At 66.5% G+C, this 24,789-nt stretch carries 14 protein-coding genes and 1 pseudogene; 11 read left to right on the forward strand and 4 right to left on the reverse strand.

Annotated elements, in window-relative coordinates:
* Positions 1-86: 86 nt before the first annotated feature.
* The 3 genes and pseudogenes from DM992_RS23610 to DM992_RS23620 form a co-directional block, all read right to left on the reverse strand.
* Positions 87-1,085 (reverse strand): GlxA family transcriptional regulator, encoded by a 999-nt coding sequence (locus DM992_RS23610; protein WP_111018872.1) that lies wholly within the window; start codon positions 1,083-1,085, stop codon positions 87-89.
* Between the two features lie 109 nt (positions 1,086-1,194).
* Entirely contained in the window at positions 1,195-2,091 is an 897-nt protein-coding gene (gene choW, locus DM992_RS23615; RefSeq protein ID WP_034180836.1) for a choline ABC transporter permease subunit, read from the reverse strand.
* Positions 2,084-3,375 (reverse strand): annotated as a pseudogene (locus DM992_RS23620) (glycine betaine/L-proline ABC transporter ATP-binding protein); the annotation flags it as partial. The pseudogene DM992_RS23620 and the gene choW, both read right to left, overlap by 8 nt.
* Positions 3,376-3,906: 531 nt before the next feature.
* Between DM992_RS23620 and DM992_RS23630 the strand changes: the two are divergent.
* Both DM992_RS23630 and DM992_RS23635 read left to right on the forward strand, forming a co-directional pair.
* On the forward strand, positions 3,907-6,903 hold the full coding sequence (locus DM992_RS23630) for a DUF2339 domain-containing protein (protein ID WP_111018873.1): 2,997 nt from the start codon (positions 3,907-3,909) through the stop codon (positions 6,901-6,903).
* On the forward strand, positions 6,900-8,258 hold the full coding sequence (locus tag DM992_RS23635) for a DUF3999 domain-containing protein (RefSeq protein WP_111018874.1): 1,359 nt from the start codon (positions 6,900-6,902) through the stop codon (positions 8,256-8,258). Before DM992_RS23630 ends, DM992_RS23635 begins: the two co-directional genes overlap by 4 nt.
* Before the next feature lie 340 nt (positions 8,259-8,598).
* Here DM992_RS23635 and DM992_RS23640 read toward each other — a convergent pair whose 3' ends face one another.
* The gene (locus DM992_RS23640; protein ID WP_111018875.1) at positions 8,599-9,378 is read right to left on the reverse strand and encodes a GNAT family N-acetyltransferase; all 780 of its coding nucleotides are present in this window, start codon (positions 9,376-9,378) and stop codon (positions 8,599-8,601) included.
* Between the two features lie 281 nt (positions 9,379-9,659).
* On the opposite strand from DM992_RS23640, the gene DM992_RS23645 reads away from it, so the two are divergent.
* The 9 genes from DM992_RS23645 (at position 9,660) to DM992_RS23685 (ending at position 24,774) form a co-directional block, all read left to right on the forward strand.
* Complete coding sequence (locus tag DM992_RS23645; RefSeq protein ID WP_034180841.1) at positions 9,660-9,965, forward strand: NIPSNAP family protein; 306 nt, start codon at positions 9,660-9,662, stop codon at positions 9,963-9,965.
* A 311-nt stretch (positions 9,966-10,276) separates the two neighbouring features.
* The gene (locus DM992_RS23650; protein ID WP_111018876.1) at positions 10,277-10,927 is read left to right on the forward strand and encodes an NAD(P)H-dependent oxidoreductase; all 651 of its coding nucleotides are present in this window, start codon (positions 10,277-10,279) and stop codon (positions 10,925-10,927) included.
* Positions 10,928-11,190: 263 nt separating this feature from the next.
* Complete coding sequence (locus DM992_RS23655; RefSeq protein ID WP_034180843.1) at positions 11,191-11,409, forward strand: hypothetical protein; 219 nt, start codon at positions 11,191-11,193, stop codon at positions 11,407-11,409.
* A gap of 95 nt (positions 11,410-11,504) precedes the next feature.
* Positions 11,505-12,407: a ferritin-like domain-containing protein gene (locus tag DM992_RS23660; RefSeq protein ID WP_111018877.1), complete on the forward strand. Its 903-nt coding sequence runs from the start codon at positions 11,505-11,507 to the stop codon at positions 12,405-12,407.
* A gap of 1,053 nt (positions 12,408-13,460) precedes the next feature.
* The gene (locus DM992_RS23665; RefSeq protein WP_111020364.1) at positions 13,461-20,780 is read left to right on the forward strand and encodes an ESPR-type extended signal peptide-containing protein; all 7,320 of its coding nucleotides are present in this window, start codon (positions 13,461-13,463) and stop codon (positions 20,778-20,780) included.
* 124 nt (positions 20,781-20,904) lie between these two features.
* Positions 20,905-21,573, forward strand: coding sequence for an OmpA family protein (locus tag DM992_RS23670; RefSeq protein WP_111018878.1), 669 nt, complete (start codon positions 20,905-20,907; stop codon positions 21,571-21,573).
* A gap of 393 nt (positions 21,574-21,966) precedes the next feature.
* The gene (locus DM992_RS23675; protein WP_111018879.1) at positions 21,967-23,112 is read left to right on the forward strand and encodes a DUF2827 domain-containing protein; all 1,146 of its coding nucleotides are present in this window, start codon (positions 21,967-21,969) and stop codon (positions 23,110-23,112) included.
* Positions 23,113-23,126: 14 nt separating this feature from the next.
* On the forward strand, positions 23,127-24,281 hold the full coding sequence (locus tag DM992_RS23680; RefSeq protein ID WP_111018880.1) for a DUF2827 domain-containing protein: 1,155 nt from the start codon (positions 23,127-23,129) through the stop codon (positions 24,279-24,281).
* 25 nt (positions 24,282-24,306) lie between these two features.
* On the forward strand, positions 24,307-24,774 hold the full coding sequence (locus tag DM992_RS23685) for a DUF4019 domain-containing protein (protein WP_111018881.1): 468 nt from the start codon (positions 24,307-24,309) through the stop codon (positions 24,772-24,774).
* Positions 24,775-24,789 lie beyond the last annotated feature (15 nt).

A 24,789-nucleotide genomic window follows, 5' to 3' on the forward strand; every position in this document is an offset into this window, starting at 1 on the left:
GATGTCGTTTGCATGAATACGGGATCGTTTATTGGAGCCGAGCGCCGCGATCCCGGCGACGCTGCGGACTGGATGATTCTTGACGGTCAACGCCCCGGCAACCTGCGCTCGTAGCTCGGCGCATGGCCGAACTGCGCGCGGTACGCCTTGCTGAAATGACACGGCGAATGAAAACCGCAGACCGTCGTCACGCGCGCGATCGACGCATCGGTCGTGCGCAGCAGGTCGCGTGCGCGCTTCAGGCGCAGCGTCAGGTAATAGTGGGTCGGCGACACGTTCAGATACACCTTGAACATCCGCTGCAGGTGCCGCTGCGACAACCGCACGAGCCGCGCGAGTTCCTCGAGTGACAGCGGCTCCTCGATGTTCGCCTCCATCAGCCGCACGACCTCGATCAGCTCCGCACGCGAGAAGCCGACGCGCGCATCGACGGGAATCGGCTGCGTGTCGGTCGAGCTGCGGATGCGCTCCAGGATGAACTGCTCCGACACCTGCGCGGCAAGCTGCTGGCCGAACCGCATGCCGACGAGGTTCAGCATCAGGTCGAGCGGCGCGGTGCCGCCCGTGCAGGTCAGCCGGTCGCGGTCGACAACGAACAGCTCGTCGGCGAAGCCGACCTGCGGAAACTCGGAATGCAGCGCGGACAGGTTCTCCCAGTGGACGGTGCAGCGATAGCCGTCGAGCAGCCCGCTCGACATCAGCGCATACGCGCCCGTGCAGATTCCGCCGAGCGGCAGCCCGCGTTCGGCGAGCGCCGCGAGCGTATCGCGAGCGCCCTCGTCGACCACGTCGCGGATGCGGATGCCGCCGCACACGATCATCACGTCGGGCAGGTTCGTGTAGTCGAGCGCCTGCGTGGGTCGTACCGCTATGCCGTTGCTGGCATGCACGGGGGCACCGTCGAGCGAGTAGATCGACCACTTGTAATGATCTGCGCGCCCGACGTAGTTCGCCATCCGAAGCACTTCGACCGCGCTAGAAAACGCGATCATCGAGAAGTTCGGCAGCGTCAGGAAGCCGAAATGGGCCAGGGACGAAACCGGTGAAACGCAGGCGGCGGGCGCGACAGCGGCGGCGGACGTCACATCGGTCTCCTGGCGAACAGGTTGCAAGCGGCCAGCCCCGCGGCAAACGCCGCGGAAGCGGTTATCGAATCAGGGAAGGCGGCCGGAAGACGGGCCGGCCGCCGGTCAATCAGGCTTGCGCGGGTGTGGCCTTCGCGCGAAAAAGCTGCTTGAGGCCCGAGAACAGCGGCGATTTCACGGTGCCCGGTGCACGGCCGAAGCTTTCGGTGATGCGGTCGAGAATGATCGCGAGCAGCACGACCGACAGACCGCTTTCGAAACCGAGGCCGATGTCGAGGCGCTGGATACTCGCGAGCACGTCGTTGCCGAGACCGCCCGCGCCGACCATCGACGCGATGATCACCATCGACAGCGCCATCATGATCGTCTGGTTCACGCCCTGCATGATCGACGGCAGCGCGTTCGGGAACTGCACCTTGTACAGCAGTTGCCACGGCGTGCAGCCGAATGCCTGGCCGGCTTCGACGATCTCGCGGTTCACGTGGCGGATGCCGAGGCTCGTCAGGCGCACCGCAGGCGGCATCGCGAAGATCACCGTCGACAGGATCCCCGGCACGCGGCCGAGACCGAACAGCATCGCGGCCGGAATCAGGTAGACGAATGCGGGCATCGTCTGCATCAGGTCGAGGATCGGACGCACGATCGCGGCGACCCACTTGCTCTTCGCGGCCCAGATGCCGAGCGGGATGCCGAGCACGAGGCTGATGATCGTCGACGACAGCGTGAGGCCGAGCGTGATGACCGTCTGGTCCCAGAAGCCCGTCGCGAAGATCAGCAGCAGCGACGCGGTCGTGAACAGCGCGAAACGCCAGCCCACCCGCCATAGCCCGACGCCGATGAAGATCGCCATCATCAGCCACATCGGTATCGCTTGCAGGCCGTGTTCGACGAGCGCCGCGAGGCCTTCGATCGCCTGGCCGATCGCGTCGAATGTCTTGGCGTCATGGTCGAGCAGGTAGTGAACGGACTGGTCGACCCAGGTACCGAGCGGAATCATTTCAGACATGGGAACCTCGCGAACGCGTGATGGCTTTCAGGATGAGTGCGCGGTCGACCGAGCCGCAGTAGCAGCCGTCGTCGTCGACGACGGGCAGTGCGTTCGGGCTCGCCACCACGCGGGCGACAACGTGATCGAGCGTCGCGTCGCGGCGAATGCTTTCGATCGGACGGACGGACGGCGACGCATCGCCGATCGCGTCGCGCGTGACGAAGCCGCGGATCTTGCGTTGGGCGTCGAGCACGAACGCGTATTCGTCGCTGCCGTTCAGCGCCGCCGCGACGTTCGCGGCATCGCACTTCGACATGGTCGGCACGGCACCGGTCTGCATCAGGTCGCCGGCGGTCAGGTAGCGGCTCGTGTCGATGCCGTCGAAGAACGCGCGCACGTAGTCGTCGGCCGGGTTCGCGATGATGTCCTGCGGCGTGCCGACCTGCACGAGCCGGCCGCCTTCCATGATCGCGATGCGGCTGCCGATGCGCAGCGCTTCCTCGAGATCGTGCGACACGAACATGATCGTGCGGCGCTGCTCCTTCTGAAGCTGCAGCAGCACGTCCTGCATCTCCCTGCGCTTCAGCGGATCGAGCGCGGAGAACGCCTCGTCCATGATCATCAGCGACGGGTTCACGGCCAGCGCACGCGCGAGGCCGACACGCTGCTGCATGCCGCCCGACAGCTCGGACGGCAGCTTGTGCGAGAACGGCGCGAGGCCGACCTGCTCGAGCACTTCCATCGCACGGCGCTCGCGTTCCTTCTTGCCGACGCCCGCGACCTCGAGGCCGAACGCGGCGTTCGACACCACGGTGCGTTGCGGCATCAGCGCGAACGACTGGAACACCATGCTCATGTCCTTGCGGCGCAGCGCGGTCAGCGCCGAGCGGCGTGCCGACGCGACGTCGAGTCCGTCGATCAGCACCTTGCCGGCGCTCGGATCGACCAGCCGGTTCACGAGGCGGATCAGCGTGGATTTGCCGGAGCCGGACAGGCCCATCAGCACGAAAATTTCGCCTTCCTGCACATCGAAGGAGACGTTGTGTACGCCGACGACCTGACCGGTGCGCTTGAGCACTTCGTCCTTCGTCGCGCCGGCGGCGAGCATGTCGAGCGCCTGCTTCGGGTTGTTTCCAAACACCTTGCACAGACCTTCGACTACGACCTTGGGGGCATCCATCGAAACCTTCTCCTCGTGTAGCGGGGACTCACGCGAGTCATAGCGTGCCTACATAGTTGCCAGAAAAAACCCTGACCTGCCGACGAATTACGACAAACGCTTGCGCAAATACGACACGGCCTCCAGCCCCGCCAGGCGGGCCGCGGCACGCGGCGACATCCGATTGCGGCGGCGCAATACGCGCACACCCAATAACGACGGGCATCGCATGCGGGACTTGTGCGCAGCAGCGCGGCGCGCATCGCATGTTTTTTTGCGCCAATCCGCATCGGGCGCGCGTCGTTTTGCGACAATTTCACGTCCGATCAGCCGGCGTCGCGACTGTCGTCAGATCAATGCATCCCAGCGGCCGTCTCGCCGTGCCTGTCGGCCCCCGCAAAAAGCATGACCGTACAGAAAATACCGTGCCGCGCGATCGTCATTAACGGAAATCAGGCACGCATCGGGGCCCGCCCGCAACCCAGAAAATCCCGCATGGCCGCTGTGATACATTGCCGGCAAACACGCCGATCGCGCTGTTGCCGCGCGCCTTGCGCACGACGATCCGCCAACGGCGCGCATGCCGGTTCGCCTGCCGGCCGTGCTGAATCCGCCTCGATCCGGTGCGAACCGCGAGCGAAGGACGATAACGATACGAGAGAGGGAGTAAGGCGTTGAACTGGGCATTCGCCGTAATCGGCTTCATCGTGGGCGGCATCGCCGCATTGACCGGGGATTTCTCGGCCGTGAACGGCTCGCTGCTCGGCGCCGTCGTCGGATTCTGCATCGGTCACGCGCTGCGGCAACACAAACCCAAAAACGACAGCCCCGCGCCCGACGCGTTCGCGATGCCCGCGACGCCGCCACCCACACCCGCGCCGCTCGTCGATCGTGTCGCACGCCTCGAAGCGACCGTCGAAACGCTCACGCGCGAACTCGATTCGCTGCGCGGCCAGCTCGCCGGCGCGAAGGCCGGTGCGGCCGCTGCCGGCAGTGCCGCGCAAACGCCTTCGTCCGGCGCGGCCGGCGCCTCGTCCGCTCCGCTCTCACCCGCTGCGTCGGCAACGCCACCGACACCGCCTGTGCAACCCGCAATCGCAGCAGCCGCGCGCGCGGGCATGCCGGCATCGACATCGGTGCCGACGCCGGCCGCGGCACCTGCAACCGCGGTACCCGCCCCCGTTCCCGCCGCCGCCCACGCAACGGCGAACGCACCCGCAATACCCGTCCGTCCCACCCCGCCCGCACCGCGCGAAACCGGCATTACCGAACGTGCATTCAGCGCCGCGCGCGACTGGCTGCTCGGCGGCAACACGGTCGTGCGCGTCGGGATCGTCGTGCTGTTCTTCGGCATCGCGTTCCTGCTCAAGTACGCGGCCGACAACAACATGCTGCCGATCGAATTCCGCCTCGCGGGCACCGCGCTCGCCGCGGCCGCGCTGCTCGCGATCGGCTGGCGCGTGCGCGGGCGCCGCGCCGCGTACGGCCTCGTGCTGCAGGGCGGCGGCATCGGCATCCTGTACCTGACGATCTTCGCCGCGACCAAGCTTTATGCGCTGCTGCCCGTCGGCGCCGCGTTTCCGCTGATGGTTGCGGTCTGCGCGCTGAGCGCGTTCCTCGCGGTGAGGCAGAACGCGCTGCCGCTCGCGTTCATGGGCAGCGCGGGCGGTTTTCTCGCGCCGGTGCTGCTGTCGACCGGCCAGGGCAACCATGTCGCGCTGTTCAGCTACTACGCGCTGCTGAACGCGGGCATCTTCGCGATTGCGTGGTTCAAGGCATGGCGCCCGCTGAACCTGCTCGGCTTCGTGTTCACGTTCACGATCGGTTCGGCGTGGGGCGTGACGGCCTACCGCCCCGCGCTGTTCGCGAGCACCGAGCCGTTCCTGATCCTGTTCTTCCTGATGTATGTCGGCATCGCGCTGCTGTATGCGGTGAAACGCGAACTCGCGCTGCGGCACTACGTGGACGGCACACTCGTGTTCGGCACGCCGATCGTCGCGACCGCGCTGCAGGCGTCGCTCGTGAAGGGCATGCCGTTCGGGCTCGCGTGGAGCGCCGTCGCGCTGTCGGCGTTCTACGTCGCGGTCGCCGCATGGCTCGCGCGGCGCCGCGACCGTCTCGCGCTGCTGTTCGAAGCGATGCTCGCGCTCGCGGTGATCTTCGCGACGCTGGCCGTGCCGCTCGCGTTCTCCGGACCGACGACGAGCGCCGCCTGGGCGATCGAAGGCGCGGCCGTCGTGTGGCTCGCGGTGCGCCAGAAGCGCCTGCTGCCGTTCGGCTTCGGCCTGCTGATGCAGGTCGCCGCGGCCGGCGCGTTCTTCACGAGCCTGCTCGGGCCGGCCGACGCAACGGCGCTGCCCGTGCTCAACGGCCCATATATCGCGATGCTGCTGATCGCGCTCGCCGGCCTGTTCACCGGCTGGTGGCTGCACGGGCGCGGCGAAGCGCGCGCGTGGCATGCGTGGATGCCCGAGATCGGCGCCGCGGCCGCGGCGTGGGGGCTGCTGTGGTGGGTGAGCGGAGGGCTGCACGAGATCCTCGTCTACGCGAGCCGTCACGTCGACCTGCATGCCGACCGCTTCGTCGTCGACGCAACCGCGCTGTTCGCGGCCGGCACCGCGTGGCTCGCGCACGTCGCGCGCCGCCGGCTGGCATGGCCGCTCGCCGAATGGCCCGCGCTCGCGCTGACGCCGGTGCTGGCGCTGCTCGCGTTGCGCGCGTTCGATGCCTACGAAGCGCCGCTGTCGGGCCTCGGCGCATTCGCGTGGCCCGTCGCCGTCGGCGCAGGTCTTGCGCTGCTGTGGCGCCAGTCGCGCGGACCGGCAAGCGCCGATGCCGCGCAGGATGCGGCATCCGGCATCGGCCAAGCCATCGCCGCAGGCGTGATCGCGCCGCTGCATACGCTGATGTTCTGGACCCTGTGCGGGCTGCTGTCGCTCGAAGGCTTCTGGCGCCTGCGCGCATTCGTGCCAGAAGGTGCGTGGAGCTGGAGCGCGTGGGCCTACGGTTTCGGTGCACTGCTCCTGCTCGTGTCGGGCCCCGGCTCGCGCCTGCGCTGGCCCGTCGCCGCGTTCCCGCGCGCTTACCAGGTATGGGGCGCGGCGCCGCTCGCCGCGCTGCTGTGGCTGTGGAGCATCGCCAGCGCGACAAGCGACGGCGACGCATCGCCGCTCTTCTGGCTGCCTCTGCTCAATCCGCTCGACATCGCGCAACTCCTGGTCTTCGTCGCGTTCGCCACGTGGCTGCGCCGCCTGAAGACGCTCGGCATCGCGTGGCATCCGCGCGCGGTCGACTATGTTGCGATCGCAACCGGATTCCTGTGGTTCAACGCGCTGATGCTGCGCACGCTGCATCACTGGGCCGGCGTGCCGTACGAATTCGGTGCGATGGCCGAATCGACGCTCGTGCAGGCGTCGGTGTCCGTGTACTGGACGGTCTGCGCGCTCGCGACAACGATCTGGGCCACGCGCCGCGGGCGGCGTCCGCTGTGGTTCGCCGGCGCCGCGCTGCTCGCGCTCACGGTCGTCAAGCTGTTCCTGTTCGACTTGTCGCACGTGACCGGCATCGAGCGCATCGTGTCGTTCATCGGCATCGGCGTGCTGCTGCTGTTGATCGGCTATTTCTCGCCGCTGCCGCCGAAGGCCGCGGCCCAACGGGACGACCCGCAATGAAACGACTCGCGGCCCTGCTCGCACTGAGCCTGCTCGCGTCGTTCGCGGCCGCCGACGGCACGCCGGGCGCGGGGCGCGTCGCGCAGCGCTTCTCGCTCGAACTCGACGGCAGCGCCGCGTATTACCAGCTCACCGTGCCGCAGCCCGTGTATGCGGCCAGCCGGCGCGACGATCTCGGCGACGTGCGCATCTTCAACGGCGCGGGCGAGCCGGTTCCGTATTCGCTCGACGCACCCGCGGCGGCCGCGCCCGCCGTGCCGCCGTCGCGCACGCCGGTGCACTGGTTCCCGCTGCCGCCGGTGCGCGCCGATAACGGCAACGCGCCGCTTGGCGTGACGGTCGGCCCCGACGGCTCGCTGCGTGCGGCCGTCGCCACGCCGTCGCCGGCAAAGCGCGGCGCGGATCTCGTCGACCTGTCGCGTTCGAACGGCAACATCGACGCGCTGCTCGTGCACGTGGGCGACGACAGCTACCAGGGGCGTGTCGCCGTCGATGCCAGCGACGACCTGCGCAACTGGCGCTCGCTCGGCAGCACGCAGTTGCTGAAGGTCGGCCGCGGCGACGACATGCTGGTGCAGGAACGCATCCCGCTCGAAGGTGCGGCGCCGCGCTATCTGCGACTGGACTGGCTCGACGGCGCGCCCGCGATCGCGTCGATCGACGTCGAGACGCATCCGCGCGACGCGCGCGGGACGGACACCGCATCCGTGCCGCGCCAATGGCGCGACGCCGCGCGCGTGCGGGCCGGCAGCGCACCCGGCGAGTATCTGTTCGACACCGACGGTGCGTATCCGGTCGACCGCGTGCGCATCGACCTGCCGCAGCCGAACACCGTCGCGCGCGCGACGCTGCAAAGCCGCGCCGACGCTCAGGCGCCGTGGCGCGACGTCGCGGACGGTGTGCTGTTCCGGCTGCAGGGCAAGGCCGGCGAGCAGCGCAATCCGCCGCTCGAGTTCGCGGCGAACACGGATCGCGCGTGGCGGATCGTCGTCGACATGCGCAACGGCGGGTTCGGCGCCGGCCAGCCCGCCGTCGCGATCGGCTGGCATCCGGCGGCGCTGACCTTCGTCGCGCGCGGTACGCTGCCGTTTACGCTCGGTGTCGGCGATGCGTCGCTCGTGTCGTCGGCCGTCAGCCGCGATGCGCTGCTGGTCGGCATGGCGCCCGAAGTCCGGCCTGCTCGCGTCGGCACGGCGCTGCCGGTATCGGCGGTTGCGCCGGCGGCGGCTGCCGATACGGACGCGAAGCGCCGCTACGTGCTGTGGGGCGCGCTGGTCGTTGCGGTCGGCGTGCTCGGCACGATTGCCTGGCGTCTCGCGAAAGGCGGCGGCGAGTCGCGCAACCGCAACGAGTGACGCGACGCGGTCGCCTTTGTACGGCGTTTATCCGGCGTGCCTGTTTCTTTCTCTTTCGACGACCGCAACGCATCACTGCGACGAACCGTCGTGACGGCGTCAGGCATCGCGCTTCACGGGCCGACGCCGTCGCGCGCACGGTCGCGCAGCATCCGTTTCCACTTGAACCATCTTATGAAGGTTCGCGTGAAGATCGCTGCAAGGCATAAAAAGCGCGTAAACATCGGTTTCGCCGCGGCGCGACGGGGGTGTCTCATGGGCCGTACGCGAGCGGAAGCGCCACACTCCGCTCACGCGATGTTTACGCGGTGAAACCGGGAAAAGAGCCGGTGCGCGATGCTCAGCCGAACGTGTAGCGCCCATGCTGGCGCGGCCGCCACGGCGACGAACGGCAGCTCGCGGCGCCGGCCGCGCGTCGCGCCGCCCATCCCGCGCCACGGCGCACGCGCAGGTCGCGCCGGGCCACTGCCACAACGCGCGCCGGCAACGCATGCGCGAGACGCCGCACGGCCGCCACGCGCACGGCCAGCCGCGACACCGGCGACACGCGGCGCGCGACGGGCCGCTTGCAGAGGATCGCACTGTCGTAGCGCTTGCCGGCGAAGCGCATCACGTCGACGACCTCGAAACCCTGCTCGCCGTAAAACGCCAGCAGATGCGACGCGGGATGCGGCGTATCCAGCGCGAGCAGCGTATAGCCGCGCAATGCAGCCCACTGCTCGGCGAACGACAGCAGCAATGCACCGATCCCGCGGCTCTGGCAATCGGGATCCACGGCTACCTGGCGCACGCTCGCGACGCCTTCCCGCCGGTACAGCGAGCAGGCCGAAGACGGATCGGTCCCATACAGCGTGGCCGTGCCGATGACGCGCCCGCCGCACACGGCGACGTAGCACTCGCCCGCTTCCGCACGGCGGCGCGTGACGTCCTCGCCCTGATCGACGCACGTGCAGTTGAGCCCCATCGCGCCGAGCCGTGCGAACGCGCGATGCAGCATCGGCGTGAGTTGCGCGTAGCTGTCGACTGCCGGATCGAAACGCCGTACGACCACCCGGTCGGCGCACACGGAAGGCGGCGCGGCAGGGAGACGTTCGGCAATCGCGTTCCAGGGTATCGACATCGCAGTGCTCCGTGGTTGGGATGCCCGAAGTCTATGAGCGCGCCGACCGCCCTCGCAAGAAAAAATGTCGTAAAAGTTCGGGGAAATACTTGCAGGAAAAACGGCGACGACGGTACGTTCCGCCGCTTTGCCGGCGTCGTTGCGAACGCATGAAAATGCGTCGATCGTTGTTCGCGCAAGCAACGAATCCAGCGACGGCGTCGACGCCCCGCACGCGCTCCGTTGACACCTGCGGCGACGCGATCCAGACTCGCTGTTCCGTCACCGCACCGCGAGCGCACATGGTCACCTGTTTCCTCCGCTACGTCATCGATCCGTACAAGCTCGACCAGTTCGAAACCTACGGCAAGATGTGGATTCCACTCGTCGAAAAGTTCGGCGGCACGCATCACGGCTACTTCCTGCCGTCCGAAGGCGCGAACGACATCGCGCTCGCGATGTTCTCGTTCCCGAGCCTCGCCGAGTACGAGCGCTACCGCGAACGCTCGAAGGACGACCCGGCCTGCCAGGCCGCGTTTCGCTACGCGGAGGAAACGCGCTGCATCGTCAGCTACGAACGCAGCTTCTTCCGGCCGGTATTCGAGTAACCGGCGACGTCCGCCGGCATCGCGCCCCTTTTCCTGACCGGGACGAAAAAAAGGCCCCGCCTGCATCCGCGCGGCGGGGCCAACCCATGTCAGTAGAGACATCATGGAGGAGACGGGCCCATCTTATCGACCGTCGCGCACCGTCCCAACCAAGCATTTCTGCTATCGATCTGCGCGGCCGCGCACACGATTGCCCTCGCCGTGCGGCATATCGATAGAACGAAAAGTCGTTTTCAGAGTGGCGACGGGGTCGTTACCATCTGGTTTTAAGCCTGTGCTTAGCCGGGCAAGCCATCCCCGAGGAGCGCCCCTTGACTGCATTCGATCAACATCGCCGCCCGTTCGTCGTCGGCATCGGCGGTACCACCCGAGCAGCGTCGTCGACCGAACGCGCGCTGTCGTTCGCGCTGCGCGGCGCGCAGGCCGCCGGCGCACGCACGCGCCTGTTCGACGGCCCGTTCCTGCATACGCTGCCGCACTACGCACCCGAACACAAAACGCTGACCGACGCGCAGCGCGAACTGATCGACGCCGTGCGCCAGGCCGACGCGATCATCATCGCGACGCCCGGCTATCACGGCGGCGTCTCCGGCCTCGTGAAGAACGCGCTCGATACGCTCGAGGAACTGCGCGCGGACGAGCGCCCCTATCTCGACGGCCGCGCGGTCGGCCTGATCGTCACCGCGTACGGCTGGCAGGCAGCCGGCACCGTGCTGACGTCGCTGCGTTCGATCGTCCATGCGCTGCGCGGCTGGCCGACGCCGTTCGGCGCGACCGTGAACACGCTCGAAACGCGCTTCGAAAGCGCCGACAGCTGCTCGGATCCGAAGGTCGTCGCACAGCTCGAGACGGTCGGCGCGCAAGCGGCCGAGTTCGCCCTCGCATTCGCGTCGCATCGCGCGACCGCGCACGCGGCATCGGTCGACGCGCTCGCACCCGTGCTGAAGGTCGCCAACCAGTAATCCCCTTCACTCCGCCGCCCGCGCCCGGCCGACAAGGTTCGCCGTGCGCGGGCGGCGCGCCTTCGGACGTGCGGCGATGTACCGTACGTGCCGGCACCGCACCACACGCAGGCCGCGCCGACGCTTCGCGTTGAATACCCTTCCCCGGCATGCCCCCTCGATATCGATTCGGCCCGCCGCGTGATTTGCATTGGCCGAAAGATTGGTTCACGCGGCCGGCGGGTTTTCGTACGCTGAAAGTCCGAACTTTCTCCGCGCACGCCATGAACCGTACGATCCGCTACAAGGGCTATGAAGTCGCCCCCGCCGCCGCCCGGTTGCCGAACGGGCTGTTCGCCGCCAACCTGACGATCGAGCGGGCGGGCGGCGGGCCGTCGCCGCGCTCCGTTTCGTTCGACGCGATCGACTTCTTCTTCGAAGAAGAACACGCTCTCGCCTATGCGTCCCGCTGGGGCCGCCTCTGGGTCGACACGCACGCGTGACGCACGCCTGACCGGCATGCGCATGGCCGCACGAAAATACGCGTTTACGGAAGCTATGCAAGAATCTTTCGACCCGTAATCGCATAACAATAGCCATGACTGACACGCTGCAGGAAGAGCAAGCAGCCGCAGATCACGCGATGCGCAACTGGACCTTCGAGAGTCAAGGTCCGGTCAGGATCGGTTCCGATGCGCACAAGCAGATGTTCTGTCGCATGCTGCTCGACACACACAACCCGTACAAACCGGCCGTGATCGACTGGCCGGCGCTCAAGTCCGACGAGCTCAGGCGGCTCACGTCGCTGCCGATCTGGGACATCGCGGTGCAAACCGAAGGCCGTGCATCGATTCGCGTGGCGACCTACGCAGCGACGATCGACGATCCACTGTTGCGCCGCGCGCTCGAGATGGACGGCGGCGAGGAAGCGCGTCACAAGGTCGTGCTGTCGAAACTCGTCGAGGCCTATGGCATCCGGCTCGCGCCCGAGCCGGCCTACCCGGCGCCGAAGGACCCCGAGTGGTCGTGGATGATGACGGGCTTCAGCGAATGCATCGACAGCTTCTTCGCGTTCGGCCTGTTCCGCTCCGCGCAGCGCTCCGGTTATTTCCCGCCCGAACTCGTCGATACCTTCGAGCCGGTGATCCAGGAAGAAGGCCGCCACATCCTGTTCTTCGCGAACTGGTATGCGTGGTACCGGCGCACGATCCCGTGGTGGCGCCGGCCATGGTTCTTCGCACGCGTCGCGGCCGTGTGGGTGCACCTGATCCGCGACCGCATCGGCATCGCGCGCGGCATCGATGCCGACGGCGTCGCGCGTGACGCGAACTTCCCGGCGACCAGCACCGCCGACATCGGCGAGGCGCTGAACCCGCGCGAGCTGATCGAGCTGTGTCTCGTCGAGAACGACCGGCGGATGGCCGGTTACGACAAGCGCCTGCTGCGCCCGATGTTCGTGCCGCGGATGGCACGGTTCGCACTGCGGTTTCTCAAGAAGTAAGGTCGAGGGGCGCGGCCACCGGCATGCGGGCAAGCCTTCGTGCGTAGCGTGGGCTGATCGTCGCCACTGCGGCCGATTCGATCCGGAACGCTTGCGTCGCACTCCGGACGAATCGACGCCCCTCCTGCTCGAAGCCGGCTCGTTGCCGGCGATGAGCGACCGCTTCGGCTCACATCCGTGGACCGAGTGTGGCGCGCCCGGCACATCTTCTCCCGCCTTTTTTCCTCCGGCGAGTCGGCGCGCCCACGGCGTGAGGGCACTGACCAGCGAGGTCTTTGCCCCCCCTTGGCGACGCCACGTGGGGCACGCTGCGGGGCCGTCTCCGTGGCTGTCCGGCACGCCTCCCGATTTCGCTCTTATACCGGCATCACCTATATCGTCAATAGGACAAATCCGATAGTTGAATGCCAAGAATCCTATCTGTCGCTTTGTAGCAATTTTCGTAGCAATTTTTTACAAATTCGACGAGCCAGCCAGCCTGGAACGCCCGCCGCACGGGCTGCCACGACGGCCGAGATGCGCAAATCAGCACAGACCGATATCCGCAACTTCAGATTAAATTGATTTACATAAAATCAAATAAAAATAAAAACCAATCCCACATCAAATCACAAATTAATAAGACAACAAGATATTCAACACATTATCAATCAGCGCATCATTTGACATTATAAAAATGAAAGAATGACTTCATGCGCAAACGTTTGCTATTTCATTCGTCTTACTTATTCGCCTCTTTCTTATGTAACCTGCCGCACACATCATACATAACTCCTTGATTTTTATACACATTAAGAGTTCGTCGGCGGAAAACTCAAACCCTACATGTAACATTCTTACACCTTTCACATCAATTCTTCACCGATACATCAAAACACGATGCATTAACCATATTTTAACTTTCACAACCCTCCATTTATCACTATTTAGCAATTAATAAAATCAGCCTCCAATAAACTCCGCCCATCAATTTTGAGATTCGCGCGAGCGCACGGAGTATTCCTCTAACAAAAGAGACCGGTGTGTGGCGTGCACATTTGGAGGTAGTAGGACATGAACCGTACATACCGCTCGATCTGGAACGAAGCTCTTGGCGCCTGGGTCGCGGCATCGGAAATCGATTCGGCACGGGGCAAGCCGAACAAGTCGGCCGTCGTGGTCGCCGCAGTCGCAGCACTGGCGATCGGCCTGCCGGGGCTCGCCGAGGCCAACACACTCAACACACAGCAGACCTGCTTTACGGGAAGCAACGGCGCAGTCGGCCGAGTCAACCCGGGCGGCACGGCGAACCAGGCAGGGGACGGCTCCGGTACGTATTCGGTCGTGGCCGGCTGTAACTCCAACGGCAACGGCTGGACCGGCGTCACGGTTTACGGCTCCTTCGCGCAAGCGACCGGTAACGGCGCCGTCGCCACCGGCATGCAGTCGTCGGCCGGCCTGTGGGGCGTCGCCGCCGGCCTCGAAACCACCGCGAGCGGCACAGGCGCCACCGCGCTCGGCTTCGGCTCGACGGCAAACGCGTTGAACTCGGTCGCGATCGGCGGTGCGGGCGGCAACGGCACGACGCCGCTGTCGCAGGCGAACTCGACCATCGCGTCGGGCGCGGGCTCGATCGCCATCGGCAGCAACGCAACGAAGGGCGCGCAGTCGGCCGCTTCGGACAGCATCGCGATCGGCGGGCAGTCGTCCGTCGCATCGACCGCAACGTCGGGTATCGCAGTCGGCCGCGGCGCGACCGTCAACGGCACGTACGGCATCGCGCAGGGCGACGGCGTCGTCTCCGGCGCGACGGGTCAGAACGTGGCGATCGGCTCGAGCGGCACGACGGCCAATAGCAGCACGGCGGCCGGCGGCGCCGTCGCAATTGGTCGCGGCCAGACGGCGACGGGCAACGGCGCGGTCGCGATCGGCGACCCGAACTCGGCGATCGGTACGGGCGCCGTCGCGCTCGGTGCGAACGACTCGTCGAACGGCCAAGGCGCCATCGCGATCGGCAATGCCAATTCCGCGACCGGTCAAGGCTCGGTCGCATTGGGCAACAGCAGCACGGCCACCGCGGCCGGCGGCGTCGCGATCGGCGACACCGCGGTCTCCGGCGCCACCAACGCCCTGGCCTTCGGCTCCGGTTCCAATGCGAACGTCGCCGGCTCGGTCGCGCTCGGTTCCAATGCCGTCACGACCGGCACCGCGAACACCGCCACCGGCGGCACCGGTACCGTCAGCAGCACGACGATCGGCAGTCAGACGTTCGGCACCTATGCCGGCGCGAGTTCCGGCGCCGGCGTGGTCAGCGTCGGCGCAGCCGGGGCGGAGCGGCGCATCCAGAACGTCGCCGCCGGCCTGGTCAGCGCGACCAGCACGGACGCGATCAACGGCAGCCAGCTTTTTGCGGTCGCCAGCACGACGACGTCGAGCATTGCCAGCCTGTCCACGTCGACTTCGACGGGTCTGTCGTCGGCTAATAGCTCGATCTCGTCGCTGTCCACGTCGACGTCGACCGGTTTGTCGTCGGCTAACAGCTCGATCACGTCGCTGTCCACCTCGACGTCGACCGGTCTGTCGTCGGCTAACAGCTCGATCACGTCGCTGTCGACGTCGACGTCGACCGGCCTGTCGTCGGCCAACAGCTCCATCTCGTCGCTGTCCACCTCGACCTCGACCGGTTTGTCGTCGGCCAACAGTTCGATCACGTCGTTGTCGACCTCCACGTCGACCGGCCTGTCGTCGGCCAATAGCTCGATCACCTCGCTGTCGACCTCCACGTCGACGGGTCTGTCCTCGGCCAACAGTTCGATCTCGTCGCTGTCCACGTCGACCTCGACCGGCCTGTCGTCCGCCAACAGCTCGATCTCGTCGCTGTCCACCTCGACGTCGACCGGTCTGTCGTCGGCTAACAGCTCCATCACGTCGCTGTCGACCTCCACGTCGACCGGCCTGTCGTCGGCCAATAGCTCGATCACCTCGCTGTCGACCTCCACGTCGACCGGCCTGTCCTCGGCCAACAGCTCCATCACGTCGCTGTCGACCTCCACGTCGACCGGCCTGTCGTCGGCCAACAGCTCCATCACGTCGCTGTCGACCTCCACGTCGACCGGCCTGTCGTCGGCCAACAGCTCGATCACCTCGCTGTCCACGTCGACCTCGACGGGCCTGTCGTCGGCCAACAGCTCGATCACCTCGTTGTCCACGTCGACCTCGACGGGTCTGTCGTCGGCCAACAGCTCGATCACCTCGCTGTCGACCTCGACTTCGACCGGCCTCTCGTCGGCCAACAGCTCGATCGGCTCGCTGTCGACCGGCCTGAGCACGGTCACGACCAAGACGGACAACCTCGGCAACAGCACGGCATCGGCACTCGGCGGCGGCTCCACGTACGACCCGACGACCGGGACGGTCTCCGCGCCGGCGTACACGACCTACAACGCGAACGGCACGACGTCGACCGCCAACAGCGTCGGCTCGGCGATCGACAACATCAACAGCCAGGGCATCAAGTACTTCCACGCGAACTCGACCGGTGCCGACAGCGTCGCGACCGGCACCGACGCCGTCGCCATCGGCAGTGGCGCCACCGCCGGCACCAACAATTCCGTCGCGCTCGGCGCCAACTCGCAGACCGCCGCGGCCAATCCCACGAGCAGCGCGACCGTCAACGGCGTCACGTTCGGTGGATTCGCAGGCACCGCGCCGGTCGGCACCGTCAGCGTCGGCAGCCCGGGCAACGAGCGACAAATCACCAACGTCGCCGCCGGCCAGGTGACGCAGACCAGTACCGACGCGATCAACGGCAGCCAGCTTTATTCGGTCGCCCAACAGGTTGGTACCGCGACCAGCGCCATTTCGTCGCTGTCCACGTCGACTTCGACGGGCCTGTCGTCGGCTAACAGCTCGATCTCGTCGTTGTCCACCTCGACCTCGACCGGTCTGTCGTCGGCCAATAGCTCGATCACGTCGTTGTCCACGTCGACCTCGACCGGTCTGTCGTCGGCTAACAGCTCGATCACCTCGCTGTCGACCTCGACCTCGACCGGTCTGTCGTCGGCCAACAGCTCGATCACGTCGCTGTCCACCTCGACCTCGACGGGTCTGTCGTCGGCCAATAGCTCCATCACGTCGTTGTCCACCTCGACCTCGACCGGCCTCTCGTCGGCCAACAGCTCGATCTCGTCGTTGTCCACCTCGACGTCGACCGGCCTGTCGTCGGCCAACAGTTCGATCACCTCGCTGTCGACTTCGACCTCGACCGGCTTGTCGTCGGCTAACAGTTCGATCACCTCGTTGTCGACTTCGACCTCGACCGGCCTCTCGTCGGCCAACAGTTCGATCACCTCGCTGTCGACTTCGACCTCGACCGGCTTGTCGTCGGCCAACAGTTCGATCACCTCGTTGTCGACTTCGACCTCGACCGGCTTGTCGTCGGCTAACAGTTCGATCACCTCGTTGTCGACTTCGACCTCGACCGGCCTCTCGTCGGCCAACAGTTCGATCACCTCGCTGTCGACTTCGACCTCGACCGGCTTGTCGTCGGCCAACAGTTCGATCACCTCGTTGTCGACTTCGACCTCGACCGGCTTGTCGTCGGCCAACAGTTCGATCACCTCGTTGTCCACCTCGACGTCGACCGGCCTGTCGTCGGCCAATAGCTCGATCACCTCGTTGTCCACCTCGACGTCGACCGGCCTGTCGTCGGCTAATAGCTCGATCTCGTCGCTGTCCACCTCGACTTCGACCGGTCTATCGTCGGCCAACAGCTCGATCACCTCGCTGTCGACCTCCACGTCGACCGGTCTGTCCTCGGCCAACAGCTCGATCACGTCGTTGTCCACGTCGACGTCGACCGGTTTGTCGTCGGCCAACAGTTCGATCTCGTCGCTGTCGACTTCGACCTCGACCGGTTTGTCGTCGGCCAACAGCTCGATCTCGTCGCTGTCGACTTCGACCTCGACCGGTTTGTCGTCGGCCAATAGCTCGATCACCTCGCTGTCGACCTCGACTTCGACCGGCCTGTCGTCGGCTAATAGCTCGATCACCTCGTTGTCCACCTCGACGTCGACCGGCCTGTCGTCGGCCAATAGCTCGATCACCTCGTTGTCCACCTCGACGTCGACCGGCCTGTCGTCGGCTAATAGCTCGATCACGTCGCTGTCCACCTCGACTTCGACCGGTCTGTCGTCGGCCAACAGCTCGATCACCTCGCTGTCGACCTCGACTTCGACCGGCCTGTCGTCGGCGAATAGCTCGATCACCTCGTTGTCCACCTCCACGTCGACCGGTCTGTCGTCGGCCAATAGCTCGATCACCTCGCTGTCGACCTCGACTTCGACTGGCCTGTCGTCGGCCAACAGCTCCATCACCTCGTTGTCCACCTCGACGTCGACCGGCCTGTCGTCGGCTAATAGCTCGATCTCGTCGCTGTCCACCTCGACGTCGACCGGCCTGTCGTCGGCCAACAGCTCGATCACCTCGCTGTCGACCTCCACGTCGACCGGTCTGTCCTCGGCCAACAGCTCGATCACGTCGTTGTCCACGTCGACGTCGACCGGTTTGTCGTCGGCCAACAGTTCGATCACCTCGCTGTCGACTTCGACCTCGACCGGCTTGTCGTCGGCTAATAGCTCGATCTCGTCGCTGTCCACGTCGACTTCGACCGGTTTGTCGTCGGCCAATAGCTCGATCACCTCGTTGTCCACCTCGACGTCGACCGGCCTGTCGTCGGCCAACAGCTCGATCACCTCGCTGTCCACTTCGACCTCGACTGGCCTGTCGTCGGCTAATAGCTCGATCACCTCGTTGTCCACCTCGACGTCGACCGGCCTGTCGTCGGCTAATAGCTCGATCTCGTCGCTGTCCACGTCGACCTCGACCGGCCTGTCGTCGGCTAACAGCTCGATCACCTCGCTGTCGACCTCAACGTCGACGGGCCTGTCGTCGGCCAACAGTTCGATCTCGTCGCTGTCCACGTCGACCTCGACCGGCCTGTCGTCGGCCAACAGTTCGATCACGTCGTTGTCCACGTCGACGTCGACCGGTCTGTCGTCGGCCAACAGCTCGATCACGTCGCTGTCCACCTCGACCTCGACGGGCCTGTCGTCGGCCAACAGCTCGATCACCTCGCTGTCGACCTCGGCGTCGACCGGTCTGTCGTCGGCCAACAGCTCGATCTCGTCGCTGTCCACCTCGACCTCGACGGGCCTGTCGTCGGCCAACAGCTCGATCACCTCGCTGTCGACCTCGGCGTCGACCGGTCTGTCGTCGGCCAACAGCTCGATCTCGTCGCTGTCCACCTCGACCTCGACGGGCCTGTCGTCGGCCAACAGCTCGATCACGTCGCTGTCCACCTCGACCTCGACGGGCCTGTCGTCGGCCAACAGCTCGATCACGTCGCTGTCCACGTCGACGTCGACGGGTCTGTCGTCGGCCAACAGCTCGATCACGTCGCTGTCCACTTCCACGTCGACGGGCCTGTCGTCGGCCAACAGCTCGATCACGTCGCTGTCCACTTCGACGTCGACCGGCCTGTCGTCGGCTAATAGCTCGATCTCGTCGCTGTCCACGTCGACCTCGACCGGTCTGTCCTCGGCTAACAGCTCGATCACCTCGCTGTCGACCTCAACGTCGACCGGTTTGTCGTCGGCCAACAGCTCGATCACCTCGCTGTCGACCTCGACCTCGACCGGCCTGTCGTCCGCCAACAGCTCCATCACGTCGCTGTCCACCTCGACCTCGACCGCGATCAACGCCGCGAAGACGCACTACTACAGCGTCAACGACAACGGCACGCAGCAAAGCAACTACGTCAACGACGGCGCAACGGGCACCAACGCCCTCGCGGCAGGCGTCAACGCCAGCGCGGCGGGCGCAAGCAGCGTCGCGGTCGGCGACGGCTCGAACGCGCAGTCGAACGGCGCGGTCGCGATCGGCCAGAACGCATCGGCAACGGGCGGCAAGGCCGTGTCGATCGGCTCCGGCAACACCGCGAGCGGCGACGGCGCGGTCGCGATCGGCGACCCGAGCATCGCGACGGGCACCGGCGCGGTCGCGATGGGCGCGAACGACACGGCGACCGGCAACGGCGCGGTCGCGCTCGGCAACGCGAACACCGCAAACGGCGCCAGCGCGCTCGCACTCGGCAGCTCGAACCAGGCCACCGCGGACAACACGATCGCGCTGGGCAGCCAGGCCACGGCCAGCGCCACCGGCGCACAGGCCTACGGCTCGGCTGCCAAGGCCACGGCCGCCGACGCGCTCGCTTTCGGCACGAACGCGCAAGCCAACGTCGCCAACTCGATCGCGCTCGGGGCGAACTCGGTCACGAGTACCGCGAACCCGACGTCGAGCGCCACGATCGGCGGCGTCACGTACTTCTTCGCGGGCAGCTCGCCGGCCGGCGTGGTGAGCGTCGGCGCGCCGGGCCAGGAACGCCAGATCACGAACGTCGCCGCCGGCCGGATCTCGGCCAGCAGCACGGACGCGATCAACGGCAGCCAGCTCAACGCGACGAACCAGGCGATCACGAGCCTGTCCACGTCGACCGCGTCGAACATCTCGTCGCTGTCGACCGGCATCAACTCGCTGTCCACCGGCCTGAGCACCACGAACAGCAACGTGGCATCGCTGTCCACGTCGACCTCGACCGCGATCAGCTCGCTGTCGACGGGCCTGAGCTCGACGAACAGCAACGTCAACTCGCTGTCGACGTCGACGTCGACCGGCATCGGTTCGCTGTCCACCGGACTGAGCTCGACGAACAGCACGGTCGCCTCGCTGTCGACCGGCGTGACGAACATCAACAACACGCTGAACTCGCTGTCGACGACGATCAACAACAACACGACGCGTACGACGAACAATTCCGGCATCGCGGCCGACATGAACGGAACCGGCTCCGACAAGCCTACCGTCACCGCCGGCTCGAACTCGGTGGCGATCGGCGCGAATTCGACGGATGGCGGCCGCCAGAACGTCGTCTCGGTCGGCAGCGACACGCAGCAGCGCCAGATCGTGAACGTCGCGCCCGGTACGCAGGGCACCGACGCGGTGAACGTGAACCAGCTGACGCAGGTGCAGACGACGCTGTCGACGGCACTGTCGGGCCAGCAGGCGCAGATCAACTCGCTGGGTTCGCAACTGCAGCAGACCGACCAGATGGCGAAGCAGGGTATCGCGGCCGTCGGCGCGATGGCGTCGATCCCGCAGCTCGATCGCGACGCCAACTTCGGGATGGGCGTCGGCACGTCGACCTTCCTCGGCCAGAAGGCGATGGCGGTCAGCATGCAGGCCCGCATCACGGAGAACCTGAAGGCGTCGATCAACGGCGGCTTCAGCGGCGGTCAGAAGGTGATCGGCGCCGGCATGCTGTACCAGTGGAAGTAATGCGTCGCGCCGCCAGGCCGCCCGGCTCGCCAGCCGGCCGGCCCGCGGCAGCCCCGACGGCAGGACGAGCCGGCCGCGCAGCCCGCGGCCTGCTTCTGTCAACCCAAGCTTTGAGGACGTAACCGTGAACAAACTCGCTCTTGCTCTTGCGCTCGCGCTTTCCGCAATGGCCCTCGCCGCGTGCTCGACCGCATCCGGCCCGACCTTCAGCGCCTCCGAATTGCAGCCGCGCGACGGCGTGCGCACGTTCCAGGTGGACTGCCACGGCCTGCTGTCCGGCCCGCAGACCTGCATGAAGGCTGCCCGCAAGATCTGCGGCGACCAGCCCGTACGCGCCATCGACTCGGCCCGCGCGCTGCGCGACAAATCCGATCCCGCGACACTCGTCTTCCAGTGCGGCGCCGCGCCGGCCGAAGCGGCCTCGGCCGCCGAGCCGGCGCCTGCCACCGTCGAACGCGTGAACCTGTCGGGTGACGCGCTGTTCGCGACCGACCACGCGACGCTCGCACCGACCGCGCGCGAATCGCTCGACCGGCTGCTGAGCGAGCGTGCGGACCGCACGTACTCGCAGGTGACGATCACCGGCTTTACGGATACGGTGGGCAGCGAAGACTACAACCTCGCGCTGTCGAAGCGCCGCGCCGAGTCCGTCGCCGCCTATCTGAAGGCGCACGGCCTGAAGGCCGACACGCTGACGGTCACGGGCCGCGGCAAGGCCGATCCGGTCGCGTCCAACGCGACGCCCGAAGGCCGCGCCAGCAACCGTCGCGTGGAAATCACGCTGCAGCACTGAGCGGACGGCCGCCGCGCGCGGCGGCCCGATCCGGCAGGCCGCCAGCGCCGCGCCGGACATCCGCCGATCGACGCGCGCGTCGCTGCACCGGCGCCCCGCTCTCGTTGGCCGGCGGCTATGTCAAAGTTCGTCACGTCCCTCCACAAACCGGCGATTTCCGTGCCACAATCGCCGCAGACAGTCGCCGGGGCAGCCTGCCCGAATCGCACGCCGTGCCAGGCGTGCCCGACGACACGCCGGAATCCGGCTGCCGCCCTCGCGAACCACGTCGCCCGATTCGCGTGCCGCGGCGCACCGGCGCGAATGCAACCACGACAATCCACGGCGCGCCGCTTCCGGGCCAGACGCTCGACGCCATGCCCGGACGCACGACGCCGCAGAGGAAACCAACCGGTGACGGACATCAATGAAGCCGCCTCGGGCGGCACCCGCAAGCCACGGCCGGCCATCGGCATCTCGCTGTTTGCGCGGGACGGCCAGGCGATCTGGGAAAACGGCATTCACCAGAACATCGCGTTCCTCGCGATGATGCTCAAGCGCTCGGATCGCGTGGGCCCCGTCTATTTCCTGAACGGCGGCGACGCCAACGCACTGCCGGCCGGCCTCGAACTCGACGGCCTCGACATCCCGCTCGTGAAACCCACCGACGTCACGCACGAACTCGACGTCGTGATCGAAATGGGCGCGCAGTTGCCGGTCGAATGGCTCAGGCACATGAAGGCGCTCGGCAAGAAAATCGCCGCGTTCTTCTGCGGGCACGTGTATGCCGGCCTGTGCGAAACCCCGATCTTCGAAAAACCGTCGGGGCATATCTTCAACGGCGCGCCGTTCGACGAAGTGTGGCTGCTGCCGCAATACGACAAGACCGCGGCGCCGATGCTGCAGACCATCCTGCGCGCGCCGGTGCATCTGATGCCGCATATCTGGTCGCCGTACTTCCTCGATCGCCGCATCGCCGCGCTCGCCACCGAAGGCGAAACGTTCGGCTATCGGCCCGGCCGCCGCCCGTGGCGCCTGGCGATGCTCGAGCCGAACATCTCGGTCGTCAAGTCCTGCCACTACCCGATGCTCGCGTGCGACGAGTTCTACCGCGCGCGGCCGGACGCGGTGCAACACATGTTCGTCGTCAACTCAATGCATATGAAGGAGCATCCGACCTTCGTGCACTTCGCGAACAGCCTCGATCTCGTGCGCCAGCACAAGGCGACCTTCGAACCGCGTATCGACCTGCCGGGCTTCATGGCGCGCCATGCGGACGCGGTCGTGTCGCACCACTGGGAAAACGGGCAGAACTATCTGTATTACGACGTGCTGCACGGCGGTTATCCGCTGATCCACAACTCGACGCTGCTCGGCGACGCCGGCTATTACTACCCGGACTTCGACTCCGCCGCGGGCGGCCGCGCGCTGCTCGAAGCGTGGCTGCATCACGACGAACGCCTCGACGACTACCGTGCGAAGGCCGGCCGGCTGCTGCAGTCGGTCTCGCTCGACAACCCCGCGAACCTCGACGCGTTCGTCTCGCGTCTGGTCGCCTGAACCGGAGCATACGCATGTCGGACTCCAATGCCCGTCAAGCGCCCGGCGAGGGCAAGCGTCTCGTCGTCGGCGTGTCGCTGTTCGTGCGCGGCGCCGGCCAGTCGCTGTGGGAAAACGGCATCTTCCAGAACTGCCTGCTGCTGATCCTGCTGCTGCGCCAGTCGCCGCTCGTCGCGGAAGCCGTGATGGTGAACGGCGGCGAACAGGTCGCCGATCCGCAGATGATGCTCGGCGAATGGGACGTGCCGCTGCTGTCGATGGACGAAGCGCTGCAACGCTGCGACGTGCTGATCGAAATGAGCGCGCAGTTCGGCGCGGACTACCTGCGCGCGTTCCGCGAGCGCGGCGGCAAGGTCGTCACGATGCGGGTCGGCAACGACTACGTGATCGACATCGAACGCGCGATGTTCAACAAGCCGTCGGGCTTCCTGTTCTCGGGCGCACCGTACGACGCGGTGTGGACGATTCCCGAATTCGAGCGCTCGTGCCTGCACTATTACCAGACGGGCCTGCGCGCGCCCGTCACGATCGTCCCGCACATCTGGCACCCGATGCTGTTCGACAAGGCCCGCGCGACGCTCGGCGCCGGTTTGTCGTACGGGTATCGGCCCGGCAAGCCGCGCTGGCGCGTGACGATGTTCGAGCCGAACATCTGCATGGTGAAGACGAGCATCATCCCGATGCTGGTCACGGAAGAGGCATACCGTGCCAACCCGAAATTCCTTGAATTCGTGCGCGTGTGCAACACGATCCACATCAAGGAGCACGCAACCTTCGTCCACTTCGCGAAGAGCCTCGACATCGTCGAGCACGGCATCACGACGTTCGAAAGCCGCTATGCGGTGTACGAGTTCATGGCCGCGTACGGCGATGCGGTGGTATCGCACACGTGGGAAAACGCGCAGAACTACCTGTATTACGAGCTGCTGTACGGCGACTATCCGCTGATCCACAACTCGCCGTTCCTGGGCAAGGCCGGGTATTTCTATCCGGACTTCGACTGCCAGGCCGGCGGCCGCGCGCTGCTGCAGGCGTTCGCCGAACACGACGCGAACCTGGAAGCGTACCGCGAGCAGTCGAAGCACGTGCTCGACTCGGTCAGCATCTATAACCCCGAGAACGTCGCCGCCTATACGGACGCGATCGCCACCCTCTATCGCGACGCGTGACGCGCCGCCCTTTCCGGACCCCGACATGAACGCACGCACGCCCCTCACCCGAGCCAAATGGATGATCGGCTGCGCCGTCGCTTCGATCGCGATCGGCGCGCACGCGCAATCCGCCGGCGCATCCGCCGACTCGCTGCTCCGCGACTCGAACGCGGTGTTCAAGCAGCTCGATGCCGGCCAGTACGGCGCCGTCTGGATCGGCGCCGCCGCGTTCGTGAAGGCGCGCATCAAGCAGGACCAGTTCGCGGCCGACATGCAGCAGGCCCGCCAGTCCGTCGGTGCGGTCAGCCATCGCGGCTGGGCGCAAATCACGCGCATCCGCTACACGAACGCGTCGGCGATGCCCGACGGGCTCTACGCGAACGTCGACTATGCAACCACGCTGACGAGCGGCGCAACCGTGTACGAAAAGCTGAGCTTTCGCCTCGACGACGACGGCCGCTGGCACCTCACGGGCTACGTGCCGCGCCAGTCGCAAGGCGCCGTGCAATAAGCCGCGCACCGCCCG

It is taken from the genome of Burkholderia sp. JP2-270 (genome assembly GCF_003233675.1).
GTDB lineage: Bacteria > Pseudomonadota > Gammaproteobacteria > Burkholderiales > Burkholderiaceae > Burkholderia > Burkholderia pyrrocinia_C.